Source organism: Amphritea sp. 1_MG-2023, assembly GCF_030547545.1.
In the GTDB taxonomy this organism is placed as follows: domain Bacteria; phylum Pseudomonadota; class Gammaproteobacteria; order Pseudomonadales; family Balneatricaceae; genus Amphritea.
The window spans coordinates 13566-30409 of record NZ_JAUOQE010000021.1; the positions used below are offsets into that span (position 1 = coordinate 13566).

General features: G+C 48.0%; 18 protein-coding genes. 9 read left to right on the plus strand and 9 right to left on the minus strand.

Translation table 11 applies throughout. The annotated features are described in order from the left end of the window. Positions 1 to 131 precede the first annotated feature (131 nt). The 3 genes from Q4488_RS12005 (at position 132) to Q4488_RS12015 (ending at position 2386) form a co-directional block, all read left to right on the plus strand. The gene (locus Q4488_RS12005; RefSeq protein ID WP_303580718.1) at positions 132 to 1061 is read left to right on the plus strand and encodes a DnaT-like ssDNA-binding domain-containing protein; all 930 of its coding nucleotides are present in this window, start codon (positions 132 to 134) and stop codon (positions 1059 to 1061) included. Next, positions 979 to 1776 carry a replication protein P gene (locus Q4488_RS12010; protein ID WP_303580719.1) on the plus strand — a complete coding sequence of 266 codons (798 nt, stop codon included), beginning with the start codon at positions 979 to 981 and terminating at the stop codon, positions 1774 to 1776. Before Q4488_RS12005 ends, Q4488_RS12010 begins: the two co-directional genes overlap by 83 nt. Before the next feature lie 223 nt (positions 1777 to 1999). Beyond that, positions 2000 to 2386, plus strand: a complete 387-nt coding sequence (locus tag Q4488_RS12015; RefSeq protein ID WP_303580720.1) for a VOC family protein — start codon at positions 2000 to 2002, stop codon at positions 2384 to 2386. Positions 2387 to 2486: 100 nt separating this feature from the next. Here Q4488_RS12015 and Q4488_RS12020 read toward each other — a convergent pair whose 3' ends face one another. From Q4488_RS12020 to Q4488_RS12030, 3 genes are all read right to left on the minus strand, one after another. Beyond that, entirely contained in the window at positions 2487 to 3557 is a 1071-nt protein-coding gene (locus tag Q4488_RS12020; RefSeq protein WP_303580721.1) for a DUF3549 family protein, read from the minus strand. Positions 3558 to 3842: 285 nt separating this feature from the next. Further along, a complete protein-coding gene (locus tag Q4488_RS12025; RefSeq protein WP_303580722.1) occupies positions 3843 to 4172 on the minus strand; it encodes a YqcC family protein in 330 nt (109 codons plus the stop codon). Continuing rightward, on the minus strand, positions 4172 to 5527 hold the full coding sequence (locus tag Q4488_RS12030) for a class II 3-deoxy-7-phosphoheptulonate synthase (RefSeq protein ID WP_303580723.1): 1356 nt from the start codon (positions 5525 to 5527) through the stop codon (positions 4172 to 4174). Before Q4488_RS12030 ends, Q4488_RS12025 begins: the two co-directional genes overlap by 1 nt. Positions 5528 to 5985: 458 nt before the next feature. Between Q4488_RS12030 and Q4488_RS12035 the strand changes: the two genes are divergently transcribed. Further along, entirely contained in the window at positions 5986 to 6363 is a 378-nt protein-coding gene (locus Q4488_RS12035) for a carboxymuconolactone decarboxylase family protein (protein WP_303580724.1), read from the plus strand. Here the strand turns inward: Q4488_RS12035 and Q4488_RS12040 are convergent. From Q4488_RS12040 to Q4488_RS12055, 4 genes are all read right to left on the minus strand, one after another. Beyond that, a complete protein-coding gene (locus tag Q4488_RS12040; RefSeq protein ID WP_303580725.1) occupies positions 6360 to 6872 on the minus strand; it encodes a hypothetical protein in 513 nt (170 codons plus the stop codon). The two genes, Q4488_RS12035 and Q4488_RS12040, sit on opposite strands and share 4 nt — an antisense overlap. Continuing rightward, the gene (locus Q4488_RS12045; RefSeq protein ID WP_303580726.1) at positions 6872 to 7786 is read right to left on the minus strand and encodes a LysR family transcriptional regulator; all 915 of its coding nucleotides are present in this window, start codon (positions 7784 to 7786) and stop codon (positions 6872 to 6874) included. Before Q4488_RS12045 ends, Q4488_RS12040 begins: the two co-directional genes overlap by 1 nt. A 147-nt stretch (positions 7787 to 7933) precedes the next feature. Next, the gene (gene argF, locus Q4488_RS12050; RefSeq protein ID WP_303580727.1) at positions 7934 to 8845 is read right to left on the minus strand and encodes an ornithine carbamoyltransferase; all 912 of its coding nucleotides are present in this window, start codon (positions 8843 to 8845) and stop codon (positions 7934 to 7936) included. Positions 8846 to 8886: 41 nt separating this feature from the next. Next, complete coding sequence (locus Q4488_RS12055; protein ID WP_303580728.1) at positions 8887 to 10071, minus strand: aspartate aminotransferase family protein; 1185 nt, start codon at positions 10069 to 10071, stop codon at positions 8887 to 8889. Between the two features lie 305 nt (positions 10072 to 10376). Here Q4488_RS12055 and grxD point away from each other — a divergent pair, with 305 nt between their 5' ends. Both grxD and Q4488_RS12065 read left to right on the plus strand, forming a co-directional pair. Beyond that, positions 10377 to 10712: a Grx4 family monothiol glutaredoxin gene (gene grxD, locus Q4488_RS12060; protein ID WP_303580729.1), complete on the plus strand. Its 336-nt coding sequence runs from the start codon at positions 10377 to 10379 to the stop codon at positions 10710 to 10712. A gap of 179 nt (positions 10713 to 10891) precedes the next feature. Then, positions 10892 to 11494, plus strand: a complete 603-nt coding sequence (locus Q4488_RS12065; RefSeq protein ID WP_303580730.1) for a peroxiredoxin — start codon at positions 10892 to 10894, stop codon at positions 11492 to 11494. 96 nt (positions 11495 to 11590) lie between these two features. Here the strand turns inward: Q4488_RS12065 and rnt are convergent, their stop codons facing one another. Further along, on the minus strand, positions 11591 to 12211 hold the full coding sequence (rnt, locus tag Q4488_RS12070; protein WP_303580731.1) for a ribonuclease T: 621 nt from the start codon (positions 12209 to 12211) through the stop codon (positions 11591 to 11593). 251 nt (positions 12212 to 12462) lie between these two features. Here rnt and Q4488_RS12075 point away from each other — a divergent pair, with 251 nt between their 5' ends. From Q4488_RS12075 to Q4488_RS12085, 3 genes are all read left to right on the plus strand, one after another. Continuing rightward, the gene (locus tag Q4488_RS12075; RefSeq protein ID WP_303580732.1) at positions 12463 to 13299 is read left to right on the plus strand and encodes an OmpA family protein; all 837 of its coding nucleotides are present in this window, start codon (positions 12463 to 12465) and stop codon (positions 13297 to 13299) included. A gap of 147 nt (positions 13300 to 13446) precedes the next feature. After that, entirely contained in the window at positions 13447 to 14673 is a 1227-nt protein-coding gene (locus Q4488_RS12080) for an argininosuccinate synthase (protein ID WP_303580733.1), read from the plus strand. Positions 14674 to 14806: 133 nt separating this feature from the next. Next, a complete protein-coding gene (locus Q4488_RS12085) occupies positions 14807 to 16402 on the plus strand; it encodes a tetratricopeptide repeat protein (protein WP_303580734.1) in 1596 nt (531 codons plus the stop codon). Between the two features lie 31 nt (positions 16403 to 16433). On the opposite strand, the gene Q4488_RS12090 is transcribed toward Q4488_RS12085, so the two are convergent. Then, the gene (locus Q4488_RS12090; RefSeq protein ID WP_303580735.1) at positions 16434 to 16793 is read right to left on the minus strand and encodes a hypothetical protein; all 360 of its coding nucleotides are present in this window, start codon (positions 16791 to 16793) and stop codon (positions 16434 to 16436) included. Positions 16794 to 16844: the final 51 nt, after the last annotated feature.

Genomic DNA, 16844 nt, shown 5'->3' on the forward strand with positions numbered 1-16844 from the left:
TACGCGGTAACGGTTGCTGTATGATAGCAACGATCGTGTTTTATTCATATGAGCATTGACGCAAGCGTTGACGCATTCGCTTTAGTTGACGGCCCTGTTGTTATTCTTTGCGTAAGTTTATTGGAATCATTATGAGTTTCCGCTTTCCGGAAAAACCCGTACTGTTTTATCCATCGTTGGCCCGTACGGTAGGCTCTGATGAAGCGATTCTTCTGGCTATATATCACGACTATATTCAATTACACGGTTTGCCCGATAAGTCAGGAGTGCCTGCAGCGGTATTGAGTCGTTCAGAATGGCTATCACTCGTTAGTTTTTGGGATGAAGATAAACTGGCGATGGTGACGAGCAGTTTAGTGTCTCAAGGCTATATTCAGGCCTCTTTCGGGCATGGGCGCGCTATTAAGTTAGCACTGGTGATGGATAGTGATCAGCTTGATGGGGGTAGTGAGACACCCAGTTTTTCAGCCAGACATGCTGATGAGTCAGCCGAGCCTGCAGTGCCTGACACGGTGACTGTTCAAGCGTTGCCGGTGGTGGAACAACCGCCCGAACGTAATGAAATCAGTCGTCGTGTTCAGCAAGCACAGCCACGTCGTTTGGGGCCTGCGCCAACATTTGGTGGTAGTATTGGTTGGTCGAAAAGCCGTCAGGTGACACCGAGCCGTCAAACCACGCCTGAAAATGATTTTGCGAGTCGCTTGAATGAGATTGAAGAGAAAAATCAAAAGCTGCATGCGATGTTTTTAGGCTGGAAGCCATCACGAACATTACTGGATATGTTACCGCGTCACAGCATTCCTGAACCCTTTGCGGAACAGTTGCTAGATGAGTTCATACTCTACTGGCTAGATAAAGATCGTAAAGAGTCTAATTGGGATCAGAAGTTCCTCGCTTGGGTTAAGCGAGAATGGATTAATAAACAAACACGCGATGCCCGCAAACAGCGTGCAGACGAAGCAAATAAAGGCGTCAACCATGAAAACACCCGCCCAGATAATCGGGAAAAGCGCAAGCGGGTTACCGCAGCCATCATGGACATCAAGGACACCGACTGGTGATCCCGGTGCTGCTGAAACCACGGTAATCAATAACGAAACCAAGACTCTCATTAATATGCTGTTCGCTCGTTTTATGGCGATTTACGGACACAAGTTTAAAAGCTGTTTTGAAACCCAAGATGAGATCCGTATCGCTAAGCGTGAGTGGGCGTTGAGTATGCAGGGCTACAGCGAGGCGGAGCTGGTATCGGCCATCAATCGCTGTAAGGAAACCCTCGCTTGGATGCCTACTATTTCAGAATTTATCACTATTCTGAATGAGCAGAGTGGCGACTTTGGTTTGCCGCCTGCAAAAATAGCTTATGAAGAAGTCTGTCGTTATGCCGACCATCCCACTCAGCATGAGTGGACGCATATAGCACTCTATCATGCGGGCAAAGCCACCGGTTGGTTTCGATTGCGCAGTGAGACCGAAGATCGAGTGTTTCCCGATTTTCGGTATAACTATCAAGTGATCTGTCGTCGAGTACGTGCCGGTGAAGACCTCAGTGTCGACGTGCCAGTGGCGCTGGAAGATAAAAGCGATAACACCTTGGTGGCGTTCATACAGAGCTGGGGTGAAGAACAAAATATTACGCCAGAACAGGCGAGCACCTTACTGTTTTATCTCACCAAACCGGCGGGTACCGAGGTACGTGAACGGTTTCGTCAGGCGAGTCAGCAGCGGGCCGAGAGTTGGGGCTTAAGTGTTCAGTTACCGGATGATTATCAGTAATTGATGTGCCTGTTGACGCTGCTAAACCTATCGATCGATATACGCGTTTATCCCTCAGAGCGATGATCAAAGAGGTTGATCATCGGGTTTGGCTGCAGAGTATAGGGCGAATAGTGGCGTCTGAAGAGTGGCGCCCATGGATTAAAAAGTGTTAATTTTAATGAAAACAATAAACGCAATGCAGCTGATGCTAGCGTGCTTCTAATAACAAAGGATTTTAGTGATGTTTAGTCATGTCATGCTGGGTGCCAATGATATTGAAAAATCGAGAATTTTTTATGATGCGATTCTCGGCGAGCTGGGCTACGAGGCCGGCGTTTTAGATTCTAAAGGACGTTATTTTTACTTCAGTGATACGGGCATTTTTGCCCTGACTCAGCCTATCAATGGTGAGCCGGCATGTCATGGCAATGGCGCGACGACGGGCTTCGCTGCTAGCACCCCCGAATTAGTTGATGCTTGGCATGCGGCGGGTATCGCCGCCGGTGGTGAGACTTGTGAAGAGCCGCCAGGAATACGCATGAACGGCAGCAGACAGTTATATTTGGCTTATTTGCGAGATCCGTCAGGTAATAAGATTTGTGCCGCGCATTTTATGCCTGAGTCTTGAGCGCGCTCATATCACTGGGGTAGCAAGCATCCATGGCCGAGATATCGGTTATTCCATGGATGCTGATGGTTAGAGACGGCGTTTAAGGTAGCAGCCTTCCTTAGATAAAGCCATCACCAAACATAGCACCGATGGCGCGGCTCAATGCCTCACTGCGGTCCAAAGCACGGAACTGTTGTAGGCTGAGAGCGCGTAAGGTGGGGATAAACATCAAATCCGCCATCACTCGATTAAAGCACGCTTGTCCGGCATTATTGTCTGCGAGCGTTTCTAAAAAAAGCTTGAGCAGTTGCGGGTATTGTAGGCTTGCCCAACAGCGGCTGGCGAGTGCCGCAATCACTTCTGCTTCTCGTCCATAGTGGCTTGCCAATACTTGACTTAGTACGGCGACTTTTTGTTCATCTTCCGGTGTCTGAGAGATAGCGCGGACTAGCGCCCCAATCTGGTTGGCAGACACGGTCGCTTCGCTCACACTCAGTGCTAAGCGTTGACGAATTGCGTTGCTCAAGGCTTCGCCGGGTTGAATATGTTCGAGAAAGGTACAGGCTGCTTCTAAGGGAGCATCCGGTAGCTGAGGGAAAATTTCAGCTAGTTTTGCCTCATTATTATCCTCTTGATGACGAATAACATAGTCGGCGATGCCTTGGTAACCCAGCTTATCCCAGTCTTGGAGGTTAGCTTTTCCCTGAAAATACTGTTTTGCCGCCGTATAAAATGATGATGCGGGTTGCCGTGTGATCAGGGTGGCAGTGGCGTGAAAGGCGGCCATTTTTTCCTGATCAGGGGTAAAGCTAAAGGGATTGTCTTTTAGCGCATCACGATACTCGGTTGCATCGGTGGGCTGATTCAGCGGCCCTTTGCCCATGCTGTTGCTGAGGTTCTGTAACAGGCGATGGAGAAAGTCATCCCGTGCCGCCTGTACGAGGTAACCTTGTTCATCTAATGGTAACTTTAGAAACCAGACTACATTTTCATTCGCTTGTTTGGGGTTCCACATAAGCACAGCGATCCAAGCTTGGTGCAGAAAGGGTTTGGGATAGGGAACCTGACCCATCTCGACTTTGCGGAAGTTATCGGGCGATAACTTGCTGATGCAGCGGCCCATATCGAGAATGCGGAACTGCGCGTCAGTTTGACGAATAAAATCTGTCAGTGTTTCAAAATGTGCCATTCTGCTGCCTGTGCCTGATGAGGTGAAAACGCCGGCTATTTTAACAGTGTGGGCTTGGCAGATACAGTAACCCTAACGATCAATATCGATAATTAATTGAGCTATGACAGGCTGAGTTTTTGTAGGCAGTTGGGATAAGGCGCCGTTTAGTCGATGAGTTTCTGAGGCGATGTTACATGGGTATAAGTATCGCTTCTATTTGATGTTTCAACGGGGCGCTGATACGTGAGTTGAGAGATCCGTTGGCTGAATGCACAGGCAATCAGCCGATTGATTAAGGGCGCGCTATGGGTGAGGTGTGGCAAGTAGTTGATCGAGTTCGCTAAAATATTCGATCAGTTTACTGCTTTTGATCGCATGACGAATAACCGCTTCACGAGCCATCGGCGCCATATGGCTATTGAGGGGTAGAGGTTGTTGTTGCTCGATTAACTGTTGAAAGCGCGGCACCATTATCCATTGCACCCACTGCCAGAAGCTTAGAGTATCAATGCAGAATGGTGTAACGCTTTGCAGAGCGTGTGTCGCTGGCGGAGTTGCGGTCCAGAGTGACCAGGCTCGCATCTCCGCTTCTATGTTTAAGAGTAGCTGCTGTAGCTCTGCATAAGGGGGCATCAGCGTTGCCGCGACTGCTTCAATGTATCAGCAATGAGGAACGCCAATTCCAGTGCTTGGTCTGCATTTAAGCGTGGATCACAGTGGGTGTGATAGCGATCAGCCAAGCCTTCTTCGGTGATTTGATAAGCACCACCGACACATTCAGTGACATTCTGACCGGTCATTTCAAAGTGAACGCCGCCGGCATAAGTGCCTTCTGCACGGTGTACTTCGAAGAAACCTTTTACTTCTTTAAGAATGCTGTTGACGCTGCGAGTTTTATAACCGCTGCTGGCTTTCATTGTGTTGCCGTGCATTGGGTCTGAGCTCCAGACAACGTGCCGACCTTCCTCTTTTACCTTACGTGCTAATGGTGGTAACAGTTCGGTGATATTCTCAGCGCCCATACGGCTAATCAATGTTAAACGACCAGGGAGATTATCTGGGTTTAACGCATCAATGAGTTGAATCAGTTCATCAGGCTTCATGGTTGGGCCAACCTTAACGCCGATGGGGTTTTCCACGCCGCGTAAGAACTCGATGTGTGCGCCATCCAGTTGTCGTGTCCGATCGCCAATCCAAAGCATATGAGCAGAACAGTCATACCAGCGATCTGTCAGGCTATCTTGACGAGTGAGAGCCTGTTCATAATTGAGCAGTAGGGCTTCGTGAGAAGTATAAACCGAGGTCTCTTTCAGTTGCGGGACGCTATTGCTATTGACGCCACAGGCTTGCATAAAGGCCAGAGTATCGTCGATCTGATTCGCTAAGTGCTGATATTTTTCCCGTAGTGGGCTTTTTTGCACAAAGCCAAGGTTCCACTGATGTACTTTATGGAGATCAGCAAAGCCACCCTGTGCAAACGCCCGCATCAGATTGAGCGTTGATGTAGATTGATGATAAGCGCGGATTAGGCGTTGTGGATCGGGCTGACGGGCGGCTGCATTAAACGCGATATCGTTAATAATATCGCCGCGATAGCTGGGTAGCTCAATACCGCCGATGGATTCCGTACCTGCCGAGCGGGGCTTAGCATATTGCCCCGCTATACGGGCAACCTTAACCACAGGGCAACTGCCTGCAAAGGTCATGACAACCGCCATTTGTAACAGTACCTGAAAGGTATTGCGGATATTGGTGGCGCTGAATTCAGCAAAACTTTCAGCGCAGTCGCCGCCCTGCAGGAGAAAGGCTTTACCTTCTGCGACATCAGCCAGTTGCTGATGGAGTGAGCGTACTTCACCGGCAAATACCAAGGGGGGTAATTGAGCGAGTTCAGTTTCTACCTGTGTGACCGCATCACTATCCTGATATTCAGGTTGTTGCAGAATGGGTTTGCTTTTCCAGCTTTCTGGAGACCAGTTATCCATCAAAAAATACCACGTTGAAAGGAGACTATTGAGAGGTTTTTAATACCCCTTAGTTTAGCGCTGTTCGTCTTTGTAGGTAAGGGTTGAAAGCTGAGAATGTGGTCTTTTAATCTATTCATCTGCCTCATTTACGGGAAAATCACCGGTGAGTGATCGGCGACTGATGAATGTTTTCTCTTCAGCTTTTTGAATGACCGTTTTTTCCATCGGCTAATGATGGTTTACTTGAGAACGTATTTTGTTGAGCCGAGTGTTAGGGAAGGTGCGAATAAGTCTGTTATGTTCTCTGCGGACATTAGAATGGCCAGATACGCGAAAGCCAGTGCAGCGAAATGTCTGGACCTTTTCAAGCTGGCTGACAAAGTAGATGACCATTCTAATATCCGCCCTTCGAGGCTTTCAGAGAAGCGGGATCTCAGCGTCTAATTAGCGATAAAAATCAGTATATTGAGTGAGGGGTTATGTCAGAACAAGATAAGCAGAATGGATTGAACGTGCGTACCGAGGTGATGGGCGAAGCGTTTGTCGTTAGGGCGCAGGCGAGTACCACTGAGTTGACCGCACCGTTGCAAGATTGGATCAATGAGCACGCTTGGGGATCAACTTGGCAACGAGAGGGCTTGTCCCGTGCTACTCGCAGCCTTGTCACTATTGCTATGCTGGCGGCCTTAAAAGCGCCGGCTGAATTGAAAGGTCATGTGCGGGGCGCGCTCAATAATGGTTGTACCCCTGCAGAAATTCAGGAAGTGCTATTACACTCCGTTGTCTATTGTGGTGCACCGGCGGCACAGGAGGCTTTCCGTGCCGCGCAAGAAGTACTGGATGAGTGGCAAGGCTAAGATCGGAATGCTTGAATAATAGGTCTGAGCTGTTCAATTAACTGATTCGGAAATTGCCGGTAATCAGGGTAAGGGGTGAGAATAATATTATCTCGCTGGAGTAATCGGTGGTTTTCATCCAGCGGGGTAAACTGCTGAGGGGTCAAGCCAAGCCGTTGCCAGCTCGCTTTGCCGGCAATAATATGTAGCGGCTGCGGGTTTTCTTTTGATAGTAAGTGCTGACTAAAACAGATGGCTTCATGCTGTTGTAATAGCTGTTGATCACGATAGTGTCGCCAATCGAGATTAGGGGCTTGTAGCTTGGCTAGGATAATGAGGATCTTACGCCAGTGATTACCGTTTAACTCACAGAGTCTGCGGTAGTCTAATGGCTGTTGCGGATCGATACTCGGTGCGGTGGGTAAGTAGAGCAAAGTGGTCGCCGTATTGACCGAGCCTAGCGTTAACTCGGCTGATTCGTTATCCAGTCTTACGGTCTCGAGTTGCCGAGCTTTACATTGATGGTTCATTAAGCGGACTTAATACCACTGAGGTTGCGGAAGGTGATCTCTTTAGCGGTGTTAAGGAAATCGATCATAAAATCAGCATCTTTCTGTTCATCTCGAATGGCCGCATAGAGCGTGCACCAGACACCTTTTTCGCCGAAGGGGCGGGAGGTAATGTAGTCCTGTTCGATATACTGATGAATGGCCCAGTTTGGCAATGCGGAAACACCACGACCACTGGCAACCAGTTGCATAATCATCACGGTGAGTTCAGAGGTGCGAACCTCAGCGGGCTCAACGCCGGCAGGATCGAGAAAATGTTTAAACACATCCAGTCGGTGTTGTTCAACAGGGTAGGTGATCAGCGTTTGATGCTCTAAATCCTGTGGTTGAATGACCTTGCGGGCAACCAGTTGATGTTGTTTGCTGATGGCTAATACGGATTCATAGCTGAATAACGGGATGTAGGTTATACCGCTGCGTTCTTCAGGGTCGGCAGTGACAACCAAATCGATATCACCTCGTGTCAGAGCCGGTAGCGGCTGAAAGCTAAATCCAGTGGTTAGATCCATCTCTACTTCAGGCCAGTTTTGGCGGAAATGATCGATCGTCGGCATTAACCAATCGAAGCAGCTGTGACATTCGATACAGATATTGAGGCGTCCGGTTTCTCCTCCGGCAAGGCGAGCGATATCTCTCTCTGCATTACGTATCATCGGCAGCACTTCTTCCGCTAAGCTGAGAATGCGTTGTCCGGCACTGGTGAAGCAGATAGGTTTGGTTTTACGAATGAATAGCGAGCAATCGAGTCGATCTTCAAGGTCTTTAATCTGATGCGAAAGAGCGGACTGTGTCAGGTGGATGCGTTCAGCTGCTTCAACCAAGCTGCCAGCGTCCCTCAAAGCAGAAAGGGTTTTCAGGTGTCGAAGTTCGATCATGCTGGCAACCTCAGAAATTATTGTTTGAACCAGAGTATAGTATGAATTCAGCTCATGCGGGATGTTTGTAGCGTATCAGGGCTGCACCTGAGGTGCGCCCTGATTGAAAAGAGGCAGTAATGCGCGGTCATAAGACCGGCTTAATGCTTACTTAGCGGGTTTGACCAGCAAAAATTCAAGTAATGCCTTTTGCGCATGCAGACGGTTTTCTGCTTCGTCAAACACCACTGAGCGAGGATCGTCCATCATCTCTCCACTGACTTCTTCACCGCGGTGAGCCGGCAGGCAGTGCATGAAAATAGCATCGGGATCGGCCTGATCCATCAACTCGGTGGTCACTTGAAACCCTTTGAACTCACGTTCGCGTTGTTTTTGTTCTTCTTCTTGACCCATTGAGGCCCAGACATCCGTGACTATTAGGTGGCTACCCTTAACCGCTTCTTCGGGGGTGCGGAAGATACTGACGCGATCACTGTTAGCGCTCACCAGTTCTGGATTAGGATCAAACCCTTCAGGACAAGCGATCTGTAGCTTGAAGTCGAACTGACGGGCGGCATTGATATATGAATGGCACATATTATTACCATCGCCGATCCAACTGACAGTTTTGCCTTTAATATCACCACGGTGCTCAAGGAAGGTCTGCATATCGGCGAGCAGTTGACAAGGATGGTAGTCATCCGTCAATGCATTAATGACAGGCACGCGAGAATGAGCAGCAAACTTGGTGACAATGTCATGTTCGAAGGTGCGAATCATTACCACATCACACATGCTAGAGATGACGCGTGCACTATCTTCAATCGGTTCGCCCCGGCCCAACTGAGTATCGCGTGAAGAGAGAAACAGGGCGTGTCCGCCGAGATGGGCCATGCCGGCTTCAAACGAAACGCGGGTACGGGTCGATGATTTTTCGAAGATCATCGCCATCACTTGATTGGACAAAGGTTCGTAAATCTCACCTTCGTTACGTATCTTTTTCAGTTCAACGGCGCGACGAATAAGCGTATTCAGTTCTTCGGTCGTCAAATCTAGTAGTGTCAGAAAATGTCTAGTCATAATATATCAGGCTGACAACAGCAGCCTTTGCTCAGAGTCAGTTATTCGTCAGCCATATAGACTTTGATGATGCGGGATACGGTGTTTACCAGTAATTCCGCTTCGGTGTCGCTCATAATTAATGGCGGCAACATGCGTACTACTTTACCACCACCGGTAACATTGAGTAGGACACCTTTAACTTTACACAGTACCGCGAGTTCGGTGCCCGCTTCGGTCAGTTCGATGGCCAGTAAGAGTCCCTGATGACGTATCTCTTTGACATAGGGAGCATCACCTAGCTGCTCACGAAAGCCTGCCGCGATTTTATCACCCAGTTCAGCGGCACGTTGATCGAGCTTTTCGTTGCTGATGGTATCGACCACCGCTAACGCCGCAGCACAGCATAGCGGGTTGCCACCATACGTTGAGCCATGGTTACCAGGAACAAAGACTTCAGCGGCTTTTCCTCTTGCAAGACAAGCACCAATAGGTACGCCATTGCCCAAGCCTTTAGCGGTCGTCACCACGTCGGGTAAAATACCTTTTTGTTGGTAAGCGAAGTAGCTCCCGCTACGACCGTTACCGGTTTGTACTTCATCCAGCATCAGCAGCAGCTCGTTAGCATCGCAGATATCGCGCAGCTGATTTAGGTAATCATCGGCAGGGATCACAATACCGCCTTCGCCTTGAATTGGCTCAACCAGAATAGCCACGACACTGGTATTGTTAGCGATAATGTTTTTAACGGCCTCAACATCATTATAAGGCGCCCGCACAAAACCGCTGACCAGCGGTTCAAAACCCGCCTGAGCTGAACGATTGCCGGTGGCACTCAGGGTCGCCATCGTACGACCGTGGAATGAACCTTCGAAGACAATAATCGTCGGCACATCAATCGCTTTCGAGTGACCGTACTTACGTGCGATTTTAATCGCCGCTTCATTGGCTTCGGCACCGGAATTACCGAAGAATACATTATCCATGCCGGATATTTGCGTGAGGCGCTCTGCCAGTCGTTCTTGATTGGTAATGGTGTACAGGTTTGAGCTATGAATCAGTTGACTCGCTTGCTCACTGATGGCGGTCGTAACAGCCGGATGTGCATGACCCAAACCGCAGACAGCGATACCGCTGAGTGCATCGAGATATTTATTGCCATCTGTATCAAACAGCCAACAGCCTTGTCCGTGATCAAACGCAACGGAAAGGCGTGAGTAAGTATTCATAACGGGCTGTGTAGACATCTAAGTCCCTCTGCTGTGTACTTCAGATTAGCCCCTGTGTTGGGCTGCCGAACGGAAAACCAGCCATTCTATGTACTTGCTATAGAATAAGCAAGATGGGCGATTAAACTTGAGATTGAATGTCTGTGTCCCCATATAAGCTAGCATGTACTTTTACATATCAGTGTTTATGATGAAGACGAGTATTGTTGTTGATTATTTTTGCGCTATACCTGAGTAAATTAATCGGGTTTATGCTACGATTTATTCATCAAATATTGATTAATGCCAGAGATCTGGCAACAAGTTTAAGCATAGGTAAGTTTATGAGCGTTGTAGAGACTATTAAAGAGCAAATTGAATCCAACGATATCCTCTTGTATATGAAGGGGACTCCACGTTTTCCACAGTGCGGATTTTCTTCCCGTGCGTCTGAAGCAATCATGTCTTGTGATGCTCGTTTTGCATTTGTTAATATTCTGGAAAGTCCAGAAATACGTGCAGAATTGCCTAAATATGCAAACTGGCCTACCTTTCCGCAGTTGTGGATTAAAGGCGAGCTGATCGGTGGTTGTGACATTATTGCTGAGATGGCTGCTAGCGGCGAACTGAAAGAGTTGATTGATTCAGTTGCTGTCAACGCTGATTCAGCGGAAAGCTGAAATAGCAACATGCTGATTTAGTGTGTTTTTGATAGACAGAGTTTATCGTGGATATAGTTGTGTTTAATTAGTGTTCTTAAGCAACGAATACTAAGCTCTGTTAACTTGAATTTTTTACATGATGTTAATGTTGTATTTGCATCATGGTTTAACACTTTACTTAACAATGGAGATAGAAAATGGGCGTATTAGTAGGTAAGCAGGCTCCTGATTTTACGGCAGCAGCAGTACTGGGTAACGGTGATATTGTTGATTCATTTACCCTGTCTGAAGCGATTAAAGGTAAGAAGGCTGTTGTATTCTTCTACCCATTAGATTTTACCTTTGTTTGTCCATCTGAGCTGCTGGCTTTTGATCACCGTATCGAAGAGTTCAAGAAGCGTAACGTTGAAGTGATTGGTGTCTCTATCGATTCTCACTTCTCGCACAATGCATGGCGTAACACCCCTGTTGATCAGGGTGGTATCGGTCCCGTTAATTACACGCTGGTTGCTGATATGACTCACAGCATCTGTCAGGGTTATGATGTTGAATCTGAAGGCGGTATGGCTTTCCGTGGTTCTTTCCTGATTGATGAAGACGGTTTGGTTCGTCATCAAGTTGTTAACGATCTGCCACTGGGTCGTAACGTTGATGAGATGCTGCGTATGGTTGATGCTCTGGCATTCCATCAGAAAAACGGCGAAGTTTGCCCAGCCGGCTGGACTGAAGGTGAGAAAGGTATGGATGCATCACCTGCCGGTGTTGCTGCGTACCTGAGTGAAAACGCTGACAAACTATAATGGTTGGTTTTTAGCTTTAAAAAACGCGCCTTAAGGCGCGTTTTTTTATGTGTCAGTTTTACCTACCGGTACGGGTAGATAGAGCGAGGACGGCGGTTATTCGAAACGCGATTCCGCCATCTGCCAGCCGCCCAGGTCTTTCCAGCGATTGACGATGGTGCAGAACAGTTCGGCTGTTTTCATCGTATCGTATAGTGCCGAGTGCGCTTGTTTGCCATCAAAATCGATATCAGCGAGTTCGCATGATTTGGCTAACACGGTGTGGCCAAAAGCTAAGCCGGCCATGGTCGCTGTATCGAAGGTTGAGAACGGGTGAAATGGGTTGCGTTTAATATCGCAGCGTTCGGCGGCAGCGGTGACAAAGCCGTGATCGAATGAGGCGTTATGACCGACCAGAATGGCGCGTTTGCAGTGGTGCGACTTTAACGCTTTACGAATCGGTTTGAATATTTTTTCCATCGCTTCGGCTTCAGGAATAGCGCCGCGTAATGGGTTGTATGGGTCGATGCCGGTAAAATCGAGGGCGGCTTTTTCTAAGTTAGCGCCTTCGAATGGTGCGACATTATATTCATAACTTTCGTCGATCAGCAGATTGCCATCATCATCCATCGTCAATGTGACGGCTGCGATTTCCAGTAGGGCATCGGTCTGAGAATTAAATCCGGCTGTTTCCACGTCGATAACAACGGGTAGGTAGCCTCGAAAACGATTCGACATTGGGTGCTGGTACTGAGCGCTTCTGTTCAATGCATATCCTTAATGGCTGATTTCGACAGCCTAGGTTGGTAATTAGCTAGGCTTAGTGTAAAGACTTGCCTTAGTTTTCACAAATAACTCTGTAGTGCTTCGTTGCTTCCTCACTAGAGTGGTAGACTAAAGCTCTGTCGGCGCTTGCCGATATAGTGATGATATAAGGGGCTGATGAGTCTCTTAACCTTTATAGATGTTGGTTGTTTATGCGTGCTGCGGTGTTAACTCTTCTCTTAATGTTCTCCTTGCCGGGATTTGCGGCCGGCTATGCTGCATCTATCGAACAGTCTAAATGGGAACTAGTCGCTTCTAAATTTAGCTGTCGTTTATCTCAGCAGATTCCGCTGTTTGGTGATGGTGAGTTTAATCAAGAAGCGGGTGAGACGGTGCGCTTCACGCTCAAGCCTCTGCAGGGGCACGGTCTAAAGGGGCAGGTACAACTTATGGAGGGGGCTTCGCCTTGGCAACCGGGCATTGCCCCCCGTGAAATAGGAGAGGTTACCTTTACATCTAATGGCACAATCGCGGTACCGACGGGCTATTCTCAGCAGATGCTGGCCAGCTTGTTTCGTGGACGGATGCCAACTTTTTTAGCTCAAAACTGGGCTGATACCGGTGAATCGGTGCGTATTGCGCTGTCGGCGGCTAATTTCCCACCCGCGTATGCCGCCTATGCTGATTGTATTGCCGATCTGTTGCCGGTGAATTATCGACAGATAGCCCGTACCGCGGTGTTGTTTCCTTCGGCGCAATGGAAATTATCTGATTCGACCAAGGCGCGTTTAGATCTGATTGCTATCTATGTCAATAATGATGATTCAGTAAAGACTGTGTTTGTTGATGGACACTCGGATGCTCAAGGGCGTCGCTTAGCTAACCGAGATCTGTCGAAAAAGCGGGCCGAAGCGGTGACCTCATATCTGGAGAAAAAGGGGGTTAGTCCTGATCGCATTACGACTCGCTATCATGGAGAGCGCTATCCGGTGGCTCAGAAAAATGATCGTCAGACGCGAGACCGCAGTCGACGAGTCACTATTCGTTTAGATCGTAACTAATACCTACACGCTAAGGTTGCGAGTATCCTGCTGAGCCACTGTTTCTCTGACGTAATCGTGGTACAATTGCGCCCTTTCCTTTTTTTAGGTACCCGTTAGAGACGATGATGCTCTTGACGGGCTGATTTACGTTGGAGCCTCTCTATTATGTCCGATATCAAAAAGGTTGTGCTGGCCTATTCCGGCGGCCTTGATACTTCTGTAATTGTCCGTTGGTTACAAGAAACTTATAATTGTGAAGTCGTCACCTTTACGGCTGACTTAGGTCAGGGTGAAGAGGTTGAGCCTGCACGCGCCAAAGCTGAAGCGCTGGGCGTTAAAGAGATCTATATCGAAGATCTGCGTGAAGAGTTTGTCCGCGATTTTGTTTTCCCTATGTTCCGTGCTAACACGATTTACGAAGGTGAATACCTGCTAGGTACCTCGATTGCTCGGCCGTTGATTGCTAAACGTCTGATTGAAATCGCCAATGAAACGGGTGCCGATGCTATCTCTCACGGGGCGACAGGCAAAGGTAATGATCAGGTTCGTTTCGAATTGGGTGCCTACGCGTTGAAACCCGGTGTTGAAGTGATTGCACCTTGGCGTGAGTGGGATCTGACTTCCCGCGAAACGCTGATGAATTACTGTGAAGAACATAATATCCCAGTTGATTTCTCTAGCAATAAGAAGAAGTCGCCTTACTCGATGGATGCGAACCTGCTGCACATCTCTTATGAGGGTGACATTCTGGAAGATCCATGGGCTGAAGCCGAAGCGGATATGTGGCGTTGGTCTGTTTCACCTGAGGAAGCACCGGATGAGGCAACTTATCTTGAGCTGACTTATGAAAAAGGTGATATTGTGGCGATCGATGGTCAACCCATGAGCCCCGCGACGGTGCTTGAATATCTGAATAAAGTCGGTGGTGAAAACGGTATTGGCCGTTTGGATATCGTTGAAAACCGCTTTGTGGGTATGAAGTCTCGTGGTTGCTATGAAACTCCGGGAGGCACCATTATGTTACGTGCACACCGTGCGATTGAGTCCATCACCTTGGATCGTGAAGTCACTCACTTGAAAGATGAGTTGATGCCTCGTTATGCGAAGACGATTTACAATGGCTTCTGGTGGTCTGAAGAACGCAAGATGATGCAACAGATGATCGATTTCTCGCAGCGTAATGTGAATGGTGATGTTCGCCTTAAGCTTTATAAGGGTAACGTTATCGTGGTTGGTCGTCGTTCAGAAAACAGTCTGTTTGATGAGAGTATCGCTACCTTTGAAGATGATGCGGGCTCTTACGATCAGAAAGATGCGGCGGGCTTTATTAAGCTGAACGCATTGCGTATGCGTATTGCTGCCAGTAAAGGTCGAGATCTACTCAACGACTAATAACGATTCGGGCGTATGACGTCAATAAAAGCCTCGATATGGGTACATATCGAGGCTTTTTTGTAGCTGTCGTACTTTGATAATTATCTGATTTATATGATACTTTGATAAATTAGATTCTGATGTAAAGCCTATGGAAATCAGCTACTCGAAAAAAAAAGTACTGATTGTTGATAACCGCCTCGAAGATCTTGCCGAACTGAAGATGATTCTGGGCAGCATAGGTGTGTCTGATATTCAGGTCGCTTCATCGGTCAATATGGCGCTGGTGATGTTGCGCGAGAGTTCCTACGATCTTTGTTTTGTTGTTTTTGACTTGGGCAAAGAGCATAAAAACGGCTTGCAGTTGATTCAGGAGGCGACTGTCGAACGGACGCGTCAATTCTCGACTATTTTCACCCTTGTCGTTGAACCGGACCGCTCTAAATTGTTATTTGGTTCGCTTGATAGCTCCCCCGATACGTATATCTCCAAGCCTTACTCTGAACCTAAGGTGCGTTTTCGGTTAGAGAAAATTATGCGTGTAAAGGAGGCTGTCAGGTCTCTGGATTCTTTACTGGATCAGGAACAGCGTGAAGATGCGCTGCAAATGTGTTCTCAGTTGATTGAGCATTATCCGGCGTTACGGTTTTATATTAATCGCTTTCGAGGGATTATCCTGCTGCAGCAAGGCTTATTTAGTGAAGCGGGTCAGCTATTCGAGACAATTATTGAGCAGCGAGATCAACCCTGGGCGAGAGTGGGTTTAGGGGCTGCGCTGTGTCATCAGGGGGATTACCTCAATGCCCGTCAGGTGTTGCAACAGGTTATTGATGAATCACATTTTTGTGTCGAAGCCTATACCTGGTTAGCGCGCACCTATCGCGCTTTAGGTGAGCGCGGCGAAGCGATTAGTTTATTGCGTAAAGCGGTGATGCTGCAACCAACGGTGCCCGACTTGCTAGGTATCTTGGGAAGCTTGGCGGCGCAGAATCAGGAATGGAATGTGGCAGTGGAAGCCTATGGTAAGGCGATTCACTATGCTCGGCAAAGTTGTTTTCAGTCTGAGGATTATTATTTTAGTCTGGTGGCTGCTTACTTGGCACGAGATCACTTCGATCGCGATATCGAAGAGAGTGCTATTCGAACCTTAGATGATGTCATGCAGGCTTTTCCTAATGAGGCGATTGTGCAGTTTAAATCACGCTTGATGGTGGCGCAGGTGTATCGTCGGGTGGGGGCTCAAGCACGCGCGGATCTGGCGGCAAGGAATGCGTTTGATCTGTTTTGTGAGCTTGAACTAACTGAAAAAGCCGAGTGGGTTGAGGTGTTTTTGGAAGGCATGGAGGGTACCGCTGTCGAGTCAGATGCGCAGATACTGAAACAAAGCGTTAACCGAGATAGTGCAGCGTTGGAATGGGGGAAGTTGAATATTCAGGGAATGCTATCGTATCGCCAGAAAAATTATGCCAAAGCGTTGGGCCTGTTTGTGCGTGCCGATGGTATCTTGCCTGGTAACCCCAGTTTAACCCTGAACCTTGTTCAGGCTGCGCTTGAACAGGCGCGCAAGCCGGGTGATGAACGTTTTGAACTCTTATTGCGCTGCGATAATGCGCTGTATGGTATTAACTATGGCGCATTGAGTCGGCGTCAACAAAAACGCTATCTTGCCTTAGCCGAGCGTTGTGCGGACATGGCGAGAGTGATGGCCGAAGGTAAGCGTGAAGCGAAAGAAACTATCAGAGCGTAGTGACAATCTATATTCGCCTAATTAAACGCCCTCAGAATAAAATAGAGTCATCATCACTCAAAATTGAATTGTCTGATGACGCGTTATGTTCATCGGACTGATAGACTGAGCGAGCGAGTTTACGAGACAGAAGCTTCTGCTGGGCAGGTTCGGGTAAATCGGTAAACAGAATTGTTTGTTTTGAGATCAGTAGATCGATTAAATCTTCTATAATCCGGCTGACTTCGGTATCTGATTTATCGAGTATTTCCTGCGGACTTTCGCTAGCGTTGTTATTGGAAAGAAAGCGGATAACGTCAGGGTCTGCAATATCGGCTAGGCTGGAGTTTTCCGTCGGATGGGCGGACAACGAGGTGACTTGTCCTTGTTCATTTCTGATTGCATATAACATAAGCCAAGCTTCCGCAGGGGTAAATTTTAATTGTGCTAAGTATGGCGGTGA